The 12,362-nt window shown below is 36.5% G+C and carries 10 protein-coding genes, 1 tRNA gene, 1 pseudogene and 1 riboswitch; of the genes and pseudogenes, 11 read left to right on the top strand and 1 reads right to left on the bottom strand.

Annotated features, from left to right (window positions below; genetic code table 11):
- From KQI94_RS13780 to KQI94_RS13755, 6 genes and pseudogenes are all read left to right on the top strand, one after another.
- On the top strand, positions 1 to 765 hold a 765-nt coding region (locus KQI94_RS13780; protein WP_216454528.1), incomplete at its 5' end, for an isopeptide-forming domain-containing fimbrial protein.
- A 24-nt stretch (positions 766 to 789) separates the two neighbouring features.
- Positions 790 to 1,174 (top strand): annotated as a pseudogene (locus tag KQI94_RS13775) (bacteriocin).
- 173 nt (positions 1,175 to 1,347) lie between these two features.
- On the top strand, positions 1,348 to 1,857 hold the full coding sequence (locus tag KQI94_RS13770; RefSeq protein WP_002358746.1) for a hypothetical protein: 510 nt from the start codon (positions 1,348 to 1,350) through the stop codon (positions 1,855 to 1,857).
- A 29-nt stretch (positions 1,858 to 1,886) separates the two neighbouring features.
- The gene (locus KQI94_RS13765) at positions 1,887 to 3,674 is read left to right on the top strand and encodes a glycerophosphodiester phosphodiesterase (RefSeq protein WP_216454526.1); all 1,788 of its coding nucleotides are present in this window, start codon (positions 1,887 to 1,889) and stop codon (positions 3,672 to 3,674) included.
- 25 nt (positions 3,675 to 3,699) lie between these two features.
- Entirely contained in the window at positions 3,700 to 4,107 is a 408-nt protein-coding gene (locus KQI94_RS13760; RefSeq protein ID WP_002384969.1) for an NUDIX hydrolase, read from the top strand.
- Between the two features lie 233 nt (positions 4,108 to 4,340).
- Positions 4,341 to 4,541: a cold-shock protein gene (locus tag KQI94_RS13755; RefSeq protein ID WP_002355647.1), complete on the top strand. Its 201-nt coding sequence runs from the start codon at positions 4,341 to 4,343 to the stop codon at positions 4,539 to 4,541.
- A 613-nt stretch (positions 4,542 to 5,154) separates the two neighbouring features.
- On the opposite strand, the gene KQI94_RS13750 is transcribed toward KQI94_RS13755, so the two are convergent.
- Positions 5,155 to 5,226: transfer RNA gene (locus KQI94_RS13750), tRNA-Arg, on the bottom strand.
- Between the two features lie 58 nt (positions 5,227 to 5,284).
- Between KQI94_RS13750 and rpoN the strand changes: the two genes are divergently transcribed.
- The 5 genes from rpoN to KQI94_RS13725 form a co-directional block, all read left to right on the top strand.
- The gene (rpoN, locus tag KQI94_RS13745) at positions 5,285 to 6,616 is read left to right on the top strand and encodes an RNA polymerase factor sigma-54 (protein WP_002384972.1); all 1,332 of its coding nucleotides are present in this window, start codon (positions 5,285 to 5,287) and stop codon (positions 6,614 to 6,616) included.
- Positions 6,617 to 6,816: 200 nt separating this feature from the next.
- Positions 6,817 to 8,694 carry an acyltransferase family protein gene (locus KQI94_RS13740; RefSeq protein ID WP_002368059.1) on the top strand — a complete coding sequence of 626 codons (1,878 nt, stop codon included), beginning with the start codon at positions 6,817 to 6,819 and terminating at the stop codon, positions 8,692 to 8,694.
- 122 nt (positions 8,695 to 8,816) lie between these two features.
- A riboswitch (SMK box riboswitch) is annotated at positions 8,817 to 8,912 on the top strand.
- On the top strand, positions 8,910 to 10,094 hold the full coding sequence (gene metK, locus KQI94_RS13735; RefSeq protein ID WP_002368060.1) for a methionine adenosyltransferase: 1,185 nt from the start codon (positions 8,910 to 8,912) through the stop codon (positions 10,092 to 10,094). It overlaps the preceding riboswitch by 3 nt.
- 171 nt (positions 10,095 to 10,265) lie before the next feature.
- Entirely contained in the window at positions 10,266 to 11,732 is a 1,467-nt protein-coding gene (locus KQI94_RS13730; protein WP_002364774.1) for an MDR family MFS transporter, read from the top strand.
- Between the two features lie 38 nt (positions 11,733 to 11,770).
- Positions 11,771 to 12,362: alpha/beta hydrolase family protein (locus tag KQI94_RS13725; protein WP_216454524.1), on the top strand; the 592-nt coding region annotated here is incomplete at its 3' end.

Genomic DNA, 12,362 nt, shown 5'->3' with positions numbered 1-12,362 from the left:
AACTTTGGCAACGAAGGTGACGTGTTACATTCCAACAAGCCAACCGTAACACCGCCTGCACCAACGCCAGAAGATCCAACGATTACAAAAGATATCGAAGGCCAAGAACATTTAGACTTAACTAATCGTGACCAAGAATTTAAATGGAACGTCAAAACAGCCTTTGGCAACGAAACAAGCACGTGGACCCAAGCTAGCATGGTGGATGACATTAATAAAGTGTTAGACATTGCAGACGTGAAAGTTACTGATGAAAATGGTAAAGATGTTACAGCCAACGGCATAGTAACGCAAGAAAATAACAAAGTAACCTTTACTATGAACAAAAAAGATGACAGCTACTCATACTTAGCTGGACATATCTATACCATGACCATTACAACCAAAATTAAAGCTGACGCAACGGATGAAGAATTAGCACCTTATATTGAACAAGGTGGCATTCCCAACCAAGCCGACTTAAACTTTGGCAACGAAGGTGACGTGTTGCATTCCAACAAGCCAACCGTAACACCGCCTGCACCAACGCCAGAAGATCCAAAAAAAACTGAACCTAAACAACCGCTAAAACCGAAGAAACCGTTGACGCCTACAAATCATCAAGCGCCAACGAACCCAGTCAATTTTGGAAAATCAGCAAGTAAAGGAATTCATTTACCAATGACTAATTCAACAGTAAATCCACTTTACATGATCGCAGGTTTAATTGTCCTTATAGTGGCTATTAGCTTTGGCGTAACAAAAAATAAAAAAAGAAAAAATTAGACAAACTAAAAAGGAAGAAAAAACATGAATAAAAAAATTTCGTTCAGTCTGTTAATTTTGTTACTTAGTTTGTTGGTAGGTTTTACATTTATTCCGCATAAAAAGGAATTAAGTTTCAATGAGTATCAAGAAAAAAAAACACTCTGGCGAAACATTTTATGTTGTTTTAAAAAAGAAAAACTGTTCAGATTGTCAGGATTTCGAGAAACTATTACAAGCACCTAAACAGGTTTACTATGTAGAATTAACCAACAAAGAGACCATGAAGGAATGGTCAACATTTATCCGAGAAAATAAAGTTTTACATGTGCCATCTATGTTTAAAATAGATAACGGCCATCTCAAGAAAATTGATGGAGAAGGAGATGCGAATCAATTATTCGCAAACTATCAAAAAATAACGAAGTAAAAAGAATAAAAAGACAAGCCAAGTTTCCTAAATAAAGGAAACTTGGCTTGTCTTTTTTCTAGTAATAGTCGTTTATTAAATAACATGTGAAATATTTTACAAATACATTTTAGTTTGATAAAATAAACGCGAACATATGAATTTGTTTTCATTTGTTTTGGGAGGAGGAACGAATGATTGAATTGATTTTACTTTTGTCGGTGATTCTTTTAGGTTTATTGATTGGAAATAAAAGAGTTGATAAGTGGCTTTTTCTTAAGGCATTACTTTTGTTTTCTGTTATGCTAAGTGTGAGCATCTTAATTTCGGTAGCTATGTATTTATTATTAACAATAGGCGTTGCAAACGTAATAGGGCAGCGGTTAGAGTCGTTATTTCTTTTAGGGATAGTCGTTATCATCAGTACGAGTCTTTTGTTATATTTTTTATTGAATTTAACGACGAAAAAAATTGTTTTACCCATCGCTTTAATGAAAATAATTGAATATTATATTCAATGGGTATTGATTTATGTTACTATTTATCAAGTGATTTTTGATCAGTTTATTGTTTCTTCAGAAGTAAAAAATACGTTACAAGGGACTATTGATGAGCCAGTCGCAATCATTATTGTTATTTTGCCATCATTTATTTCAATTTGGATTGCCGTTGTTTTATTTAGGATTCGTATGGAAGAACTTTAATCAGATACTTTTAGAATAGAGGAGTTTGTATGTCTGCTTGGCAAACATTTAAAAATGGAACAAGGCAATTTTTTAAAGACATCTTGCAGTACTTATGGTTATTTTTTACTTTAAATGTCTTATTATTATTGGTGGGTGGGGCTTTTAGTTGGGCTACTTCCAACGCACTAAAAACTCAAGGTATTCCTTATCTTTCGTTTAATAACCTGAATTTATTGTTAGAAAAGCCGCTTGCTCTGGTGTTATTAATTCTCTTGTTGTTACTTTTTTTAGGTGCAGTTTTTTATCAGTTTACCTTTTTATTATTAGGGATTTTTCAAATACGGCAAGACCATCGCTTTCATTTTAAAGGAGTTACCAAGGCATCTTTTAAGGTTCTTAAAAAGCAAGGTGCCCGTTCGTGGTTATTCTTTTTCGGTTATTTTGTTGTCATTGTCCCTTTTGGTAACCTTATTTTCCAAAGTAATCTATTGACGAAATTTGTGATTCCAGATTTTATTGTTGAATTTTTGTCCCAACGAATTCCTTACTTGGTTGGGTTACTGGCCTTTGGGTTATTAGTCTGGTATTTAGCTATTCGTTTCATTTACACGCTTCCATTAATGATTCTGGAGAGAAAAAAAGCGGGCGAGGCAGTTAAGGCTAGTTGGTCAATGACAAACAAACGATTATGGTTCATTATTTGTAATATTGCATTTGTGACGATCGCGGTATTTGTTTCAACGTATGTTATTTATGTGTTACTTTATCTTCTACAGTTGAAGTTAGATACCTTGAGCGATACCATTAGTTTGCTAGGTGGTATTTTAAATTTAACGGTTGTCCAATTTTTACAGTTTGTCTCTAATGCTTGGCTTTCAGTATTACTGATTAATTTCTTATATACACAATTAAATGTTCTAGCAGAAACGACGACAAAAGTTGCCTTTGACAAAGAAACGAAACGTAATAAATTAGTGACTATCGGAATGGGCCTAGGACTATTCACCATTTTTGGCGGCTATATAATTTTCAACGCTGTTTACTTAACAGGGCTATTAGAATCAAAACCTTTGATTATTTCGCATCGAGGGGTCACCAATAGTAATGGCGTACAAAATACTATTCCTGCTATGGAAAGAACCATTAAATTTAAACCAGATTATATTGAAATGGATGTTCAAGAAACCAAAGACCATCAATTTGTTGTGATGCATGATGCAAACCTTCAAGAACTCGCCGGCGTCGATGGCACGCCACAAGAATTTACGTTGGCTGAATTAACAAAAATGACCGTTAAAGAAAATGGCCAAGAAGCACCAATTGCCAGTTTTGATGATTATTTAGCGAAAGCAAACCAAGCCAAACAAAAATTACTAGTAGAAATTAAAACGTCTAAACAAGATAGTCAAGGTGCGCTATCTAACTTTATTGAAAAATATGAACGTCCTTTGATAAAGAATAACCATCAGGTTCAATCTCTCGACTACAATGTGATCAAAGCGTTTAAAAAAGCCAAATCAAAAGTAAAAGTTAGTTTTATTTTGCCCTATAATTTCACTTTTCCAGAAACACAAGCTGATTTGTATACAATGGAAGCTACCACGTTGAACGATACCTTCATTTTAAAAGCTGATCAACAGAAAAAAGCAGTTTATGCTTGGACAGTTAATGACTCAGAGGTATTAAGTAAAATGCTCTTTATGGATGTCGCTGGAGTGATTACCGATGATTTGGAGTTAGTCAATGAAGAAGTCAATGACTTTGAAAAAAATCCATCGTATGCGGATCGTATTTTGCATTATATTTTTATGCTGCCAAGTGTGGCTTCTCAATAAAAAATGAAGAAAAGGGTTAAACGAAATGAAAAAAGAATTTTCGCGAGTACTTCTTAAAAATCAGTATGATGAAATTCTTATCTTAAAAGATCGGCCAGACACATGGAATTTCCCTGGCGGAAAACAAGAACTTGGCGAATCAGCGCTGGAATGTGCGATTCGTGAAATGAAAGAAGAGTTAGCAGTGGAAATTACTGAACTTGAAGAAATTTTTACTGGACCACTCGTTTTTGATTCAATCGTTTGGCAAGGACATTTTTATTTTGCTAAACAAGTCCAAGGAAAAGTTACTCTGAACGAACCAAATAAAATTAAAGGCGTACAATTTATTAAGCGGTTTGAGGAAGTAAATTTTTCACCAGGATTAGCTCCGCTATTTGATTATTTAGCGCGTAGTGATTATTTAAAGTTAAACAAAACTAACTGGAAATAGAAAGAATAGGAGTGTCTTTTGCTAGGGCTTTGTCAAGCGCATCTTTGATTATTTTAGAAAGTCCAAGGAAAAGTCGTGGGCATTGTTTATTCCTAATAAATATGTTATAGTAATTAAGTAATCAATTTTGATAAGTAATTTGAGTTATATATTTAAAAACTATACTTCTCCTTTTGCCACTCAACATTTTTTGCAATAACTTGCATATTTTTATGCACTAGGAGGAAATATATATGAACAACGGTACAGTAAAATGGTTTAACGCAGACAAAGGTTTTGGATTTATTACAGGTGAAGATGGCAATGATGTATTTGCACATTTTTCAGCTATTCAATCAGATGGATTTAAAACTTTAGACGAAGGCCAAGCAGTAACTTTTGATACTGAAGAAGGTCCACGCGGCTTACAAGCAACGAACATCGTAAAAGCTTAATAATGAATGAAAACGGACCACGTGTTGGTCCGTTTTTTTGATAGCTGTTGTCTGATCTCGCCATTAATTACATAGCAAAACAAAGCAGAGGCCATTTAAAGGAGGAGAATCTGAAGACGACCTTAACTGAGCTGTTACTTGTAAGTGGATTATTTTGGCTAGTAATCATAATTGGTGTGATTGCTGGTAGCATATTTCTAATTAAGTATTTTAGAGGTCGGAGCTGAACGGTTCTGTTCCCGCCAATTATCAGGTTCTTTATTTAATTAGGGTATTAAGTTTTAGGTAAAATAATTAACAAATTAAAAGCAATTTACTATATAATCAGAAAGGGATCTTTAAGAGAGAAGCAGGTGTTTGCTTGTCGTAATACTTTGTTTAGCAGATAGAAAAAGGAAACGTTATGCGTTACAATAGGAACGGAGGAATTTTAACCTTATTGGATTTGTAGCTGAAGCAGAACAAATGTTGTCGCGTTAAGTGCGATTGAGCTTGCCACAAGCAACATTTGAAAAAAATACGGATAGAAAAATCATTCCTAAACAAGAAAAAAACACTCTTTAGATGAATAAAGAGTGTCCAGAAACGTTGATAAATCAACATATTTAAATAACGCGCCCTGAGGGAATCGAACCCCCGTCTCAAGAACCGGAATCTTACGTGATATCCACTACACTAAGGGCGCGGCACGAATACTAGTTTAGCTGATATTGACAAAAATTACAAGAGGGAGGACGAAAATAATGAAATTTGAGCAACGAATGTCCCAACAACAAAAACAAGTCCAGAAGTTGGCCATGACTCAACAGCTTCAACAATCCATTCAAATTTTACAATTTAATACGGAAGAACTGGCTGCCTTTGTTGAAGCGAAAGCACTAGAGAATCCATTAATTGATTTACAAGTAGACACGCAGTACACCACAGATTTTCCGATAACTAGTCGTTCTTACACCAACCAAGACGAAGAAAATAATTATATGAATCAAATTCCAGACTATCATTTATCATTATTTGAGTCTTTAATTGATCAAATTCATTTGAATTACCGCGATACATACTTGCGAACATTGGTATTGTTTTTAGTAGAATATATAGACGTGAATGGTTATTTAAAGATTTCGTTAGAAGAAGCGGCAGAGAAAACCGAAGCAAGCGCCATTCAAATGCTAGATGCATTAACTTTGTTACAACAGCTAGATCCAGCAGGTGTGGGGGCACGCAATTTACAAGAATGTTTGATGCTACAAACAGAACGAGACGATACCGCGCCTAATTTAGCGTATATTTTATTGGAGGAAGAGTTTGATGCCTTAGTGAGTCGTAAATGGGGCCCGTTAGCTAAAAAATTTGGGATTGAATTAGCAGAAATTCAATTGATTTTTGATTATATACAAACGTTATCGCCAGCGCCAGGGAATATTTTTGATGCGACCGAGGAATTGTATATTCGACCAGATTTAACTGTCCGAATCAAGGAAGATCGAATAGTGGTGATTTCCAACAAAGCCGGTCGACCGACATTAAATTTTCAAGAAAATTATTTCAAACGAATGCAAGAGACTGACGACAAAGAAGTCCAAGAATATATTAAGGATAAGAAAAACGAATTTGAATGGTTAGAGCGCGCAGTGAATCAGCGGGGGGATACAATTTTACGTGTAGGGCAAGAAATTGTGCGCCGTCAAGAAGCCTTCTTTTTAGAAGCAGATCGGCCATTAAAACCAATGACTTTAAAAGAAATTGCGGATGCTTTGTCTATTCATGAATCGACAGTTAGTCGTGCGGTCAATGGAAAATATCTAGAAACCACGTTTGGCGTCTTTGAATTGCGCTCATTCTTCTCCACAAGTATTCTTTCATCAGAAGAAGATGGCGAGGATGTCTCAACAACAATGGTTAAAAAGCAACTACAAAAATTAATTGATCAAGAAGTAAAAAGTAAACCGTTATCTGATCAAAAATTAGTCGAGCGATTAAAAGATTCAGGCATGGAAATATCCCGGCGAACGGTAGCAAAATATCGTGAAGCCTTAGGGATTCCATCTTCATCTAAACGAAAACGATATGAGTAAACAACCAAAGCTTATGAGTGATTTTCATAAGCTTTGGTTGTTTTTTTGTGATTTAAAAAATGTTGGTTTTTTGAATTGTAAAAAAAGCCTAAAGGAGGCAAAGTTTGCTTGCCATTTCCTAGGAAAAAACGTATATTAAAGTTACTTGCTTCTTTAAATAAAGGAAAAGAATAATTTTATAGAAAAGTTGGAAAGCACAAATGAATCAGACAGCAAATAGCAAGAAAAAACGCTATATTACAGGTTTTGATGGCATTCGGACGATCGCTGTAATTGGCGTGATTTTGTATCACCTTTTTCCCCAAGTCATGCGAGGTGGCTACTTAGGTGTTCCGATTTTCTTTGTTGTTTCAGGTTATCTTATTAACGACTTGTTGCGGCAAGAATGGGCAGAAAATCAGACCATTGATTTAAAAGGATTTTATGTGCGAAGGATGAAACGGCTGTATCCAGCATTAATTGTGATGCTTTTAAGTGCAGTTAGTTATATTACACTCTTTCAGCAGGATTTATTAAACAATATTCGCAGCGTTGTCGCTAGTAGTGTTTTTTATTACAACAACTGGTGGCAAATTTTTAAAGGGTTTTCTTATTTTGATGGATTTGCGACACAATCGCCATTTGTACATATTTGGTCATTGGCAGTTGAAGCGCAAAATTATTTAATTTGGCCATTACTTTTTATTCTTCTGGAACGCTTTGTTCGTAAGCGCGGTCGAATTTTCAGTTTAGTTTTAATCGGCGCCTTAATTTCGGTGACACTGATGGCCGTTTTATATGTTCCTGGCGCAGATCCTACACGTGTCTATTATGGAACAGACACACGTGTTTTTTCTATTTTACTAGGTAGTGCATTGGCGTATGTTTGGCCAAGCACACGTTTGAAAGAAGAAATTCCAGAAGCCTCTAAAAAAATCTTAAATGGCGCTGGGTTAAGTGCCTTAGTTCTTTTAGTATTAGCCTTTTTAACATTATCAGATCATACAAATTTTGTTTATTATGGCGGCATGTTTTTAATCAGTTTGGCAGCCACTGTCTTAGTGGCCGTCACTGCACATCCAGGGGCAGATATGAATCGTTGGTTAACGAATCCAGTCTTTACGTGGATAGGTAAACGGAGTTATGGCATTTACTTGTATCAATTCCCAATCATGATTTTTTATGAGGCCAAAATTAAGACCTTATCGGACCATGTTTTTCTACATTCATTGGTTGAAATAGCATTAATTTTAGTCGTGAGCGAATTGTCTTATCGTTTTATCGAACATCCACTGACACGATTGTCTTATAAGGATGTCTGGACTCAATTCACTGAGTTCTTACGGAAACCGTGGGACCTTCGTGAAAAAGGGACAATGGCCTTTATGACAGTGATTAGCGTGATTGCAGTATTCGGTTTAATTGTGGCTCCAGCAAACGCTAAAAGTGCGCAACAAGAGCAACTAGAAAAAAATATTGCGAAAAATCAGCAAAAAATTGAAGAACGTAAAAAAGAAGTCCAAGAAAGTGGCACGAAAAATAGTAGCACGTCCACAGAAAGTAGTACAAAACCGAGTGAAAGCCAAGACGTTCTACCCACACAACTCACACCAGAGCAAGTAAAAAAAGCGCAGAATTTAGAAATCACAACTATTGGTGATTCTGTTATTCTAGATGGTGCTAGCGGGTTACAAGATATTTTTCCTAAAATGATTATCGATGGGGAAGTGGGCCGTCAATTGTATAGTAGCATTTCACTAATTGGTGAACTAGACAAAAAGAAAATGCTCAAAGATACTGTTTTAGTGAGTTTAGGTACGAATGGTCCTTTTACAGAGGCACAATTTGATGAATTTATGAAAGCGTTAGGTAATCGAAAAGTTTATTGGATTAATGTTCGCGTCCCAACTAGAAGATGGCAAAATCAAGTGAATAGTTTACTTAGTCAAATGGACAAAAAATACGATAACTTAACGGTCATTGACTGGTTTAATTATAGTAACGACCATGATGATTGGTTTTATGATGACCGAGTTCATCCAAATGTGGCAGGTGGCGAGCAATATACACACTTTATCGCGGAGAAAATTTTACAGTAGCAAGAAACTTCCAGCTCAGATGAAAGGGGCTGGAAGTTTTTTGTTATAGGAAAAGCAAATATAGGTAATTTAATGATTTTCTTGAAAACCTAAGCTTTTTTTTTAGATATCTGGTATACTGTTTTTGTTACAAGTTCCCGAAAGGATTTAGCAAGTAATTGTCGTTACTTACTAAAGATGCCTTGTAACCGAAACTATTTAGGGGGAATAACATTATGACAGAAAGACATTTATTTACATCAGAATCCGTTTCAGAAGGACATCCAGATAAGGTAGCTGACCAAGTCAGTGATGCAATTTTAGATGCGATTTTGGAGAAAGATCCGATGGCCCGCGTGGCATGTGAAACATCCGTAACAACTGGTTTAGTCCTAGTATTTGGAGAAATTTCTACAACAGCTTATGTAGATATCCAAAAAATTGTTCGTCAAACTGTGAAAGATATTGGTTATACACGAGCAAAATATGGATTTGATGGAGAGACTGTCGCAGTTCTTGTAGCAATCGATGAGCAATCACCTGATATCGCTCAAGGGGTTGACGCAGCCTTAGAAGTGCGTGATCAAGATGAAAAAGACGATATTGGCGCTGGTGACCAAGGCTTAATGTTTGGTTTTGCCGTTGACGAAACACCAGAATTAATGCCATTACCGATCGCGTTAAGTCATCGTTTGGTTCGCCGTTTAGCAGAATTGCGGAAGGAAAAAGTCTTACCTTACTTACGTCCTGATGCAAAATCTCAAGTAACAGTGGAATATGATGAGCAAGGTCAACCACAACGTGTGGATACGATTGTCATCAGTACACAACATGATGATGAAACAACCTTAGAACAAATCGAAAAAGATATTAAAGAACAAGTAATCAATGAGGTGATTCCTCATGAACTTTTAGATGATGAAACAAAATACTTTATCAACCCAACTGGTCGCTTTGTAATCGGTGGCCCTCAAGGAGATGCCGGCTTAACTGGTCGTAAAATTATCGTTGATACTTATGGCGGTTATGCTCGTCATGGCGGCGGTGCTTTTTCTGGAAAAGATGCAACCAAAGTTGACCGCTCTGCTAGTTATGCTGCGCGTTATATCGCGAAAAACATTGTTGCTGCTGGTTTGGCGAAAAAAGTAGAAGTCCAATTAGCTTATGCAATTGGTGTGGCGCAACCAGTGTCTATTTCTATTAATACGTTTGGTACGAGTGCTCTTCCAGAAAGTAAATTAATCGAAGCAGTTCGTAAAAACTTTGATTTACGTCCAGCAGGTATTATTGAAATGCTAGATTTACGTCGCCCAATTTATAAACAAACTGCGGCTTATGGTCATTTTGGTCGAACAGATATTGATTTACCTTGGGAACAAACAGATAAAGTTGAAGCGTTAAAAGCTAGTTTAGCTGAATAATTAAATAAAAAAAACAAGAAGTCAGCCAATACTTGGCTGACTTCTTGTTTTTTTTTTGTAATAATTTTTTTATGAAAAAGCATTTTTTTAAGACATTTTGTTCTTTTTTGTATAGAATAGCTATGGAGCAATTTAGAAAATTGACAATTGAATAGAAAAGGATGTGAACAAATGGCAAAAGAAACAAATGTTAAGTTAGTCACGGTGAGTGTTTTTGTGGCAACATTTATGACAGCCATTGAAGGGACCATTGTGTCTACTGCGATGCCAACGATTGTCGGCTCGTTACATGGCATGGAAATTATGAACTGGGTATTTTCAATTTATTTATTAACGAATGCGATGTTAACACCGATTTATGGGAAACTTGCGGATAAAATTGGTCGTAAACCTGTCTTCATGATTGGCATTATCATTTTTATTTTGGGCTCCTCGTTGTGTGGCTTTGCTCAAGATATGTTGACTTTAATTATTGCCCGCGCAATTCAAGGTGTGGGGGCAGGCGCAATTTTACCAGTTGCGTTAACCATTATTGCCGATATGTATTCATTGGACAAGCGAGCGAAAATTTTAGGTTTAAACAGTGCCGCCTGGGGAATTGCTAGTATTTTTGGTCCGTTAGCAGGTGGTTTTATTGTAGATACAGTCGGTTGGCATTGGATTTTCTTCATTAATGTTCCTATTGGACTTGTTTTATTGGGCTTGATTAGTATTTTCTTAGTTGAACCAAAGCGGGAACGGACCAAGATGCCAATGGATATTTTGGGCAGCGTTACTTTGATGGCCGTGCTGCTAACGTTATTGCTAGGTTTTCAAATGATTAGCGATAATGGTTTTACATTAGTAACATTTGGTTGTTTGAGTTTGAGTGTGCTCTTTTTTGTAGCGTTTGTGATGATAGAAAAACGCGCGCAAGACCCAGTGATTGATTTGCATTTATTTAATCAACCAACGTTTGTTTTAGTAAATCTTATTGCAGCGCTTATTAGCGGTTTCTTAATGGGGATTGATGTCTACATTCCGATGTGGATGCAAGGTGTCTTAGGAAAAAGTGCAGGAATTGGTGGCTTAGTTTTAGCGCCTATGTCGTTACTTTGGATGGCTGGATCATTTATAGCAAGTAGCTTTATGGAAAAATATGCTATGAAAAAAGTCTTAACGATTGGGTTATCGATTCTATTAGTCGGGGCCATCTTTTTAGTGGTAATGCCAATGGCCGTTCCGTTTTGGCTTTTCTTTGTAGTGTCTTCTGTCTTAGGAGTTGGTTTTGGGATTACTATCACAACGACTACGGTGACAGCACAAAGTACAGTGGAGCCTGAAAAAATGGGGGTTGCAACATCGTTTAATACGTTGGTGCGTACAATTGGGCAGACTGTGATGGTGTCAATTTTTGGTGTGATTTTAAATGCAGGAATGTTTGCGAAATTGGAAGCGAGCGCGTTAAACGTCGATGCAGATGTCATGAATCAATTAGTGAATCCACATACTGCAAATTTAATTCCAGCTGCGTTGTTAAAACCATTACGCGGTATCCTCTATGCAGGTCTGCATAATGTTTACTTAGTCGGTGCGGGCTTAGTTGTTGTCGCTCTTTTGTTAAATATTTTCGCAAAAGCGCAACGAGCGAAGGTTTAGTGGTACACTAATAGAAAGAGTATTGGAGGGAAAAGTAGATGGCCTTTTTACAAGCAAATATTTATTCAAATGTATTGGAAATGGAAATGAATGTGAACGTAATTTTACCACAAGAAACGGTAAAAAAAGTGGGCACAAGTACCCAAGCAGCATTAACAGATATTCCCGTGTTGTATTTATTACATGGGATGGGAGGAAATCACAGCGTCTGGGCTCGCAGAACCTCTATTGAGCGGTATGTCGCTGATTTGGGGATTGCTGTCATTATGCCGTCCACGTATTTAGCTTGGTATACGGACACGCAATACGATATGAACTATTGGACGTTTATCTCAGAAGAATTACCGAAAATTTGTCATCAACTCTTTCCACAGTTAAGTACAAAACGAGAAAAAACCTTTGCCGCTGGTTTGTCAATGGGTGGTTATGGCGCCTTGAAATTAGGATTAGCGAAACCAGAATCTTTTGCAGCCGTTGCTTCTTTGTCTGGGGCAGTTAGTTTATCATCCACTAGTTTTGGGGAATTATTAAAAGTCCGTAAGCGAAGCTATTGGGAAGGTATTTTTGGCCCGTTAGATCAAATTGAAGGTTCCATTCACGATCCGCTGTATTTATTACAACAATTAGTAG

The sequence above is a fragment of the Enterococcus sp. S183_ASV_20 genome (assembly GCF_018919685.1).
GTDB lineage: Bacteria > Bacillota > Bacilli > Lactobacillales > Enterococcaceae > Enterococcus > Enterococcus faecalis.
This window is presented reverse-complemented; position numbering and strand designations above follow the sequence as displayed.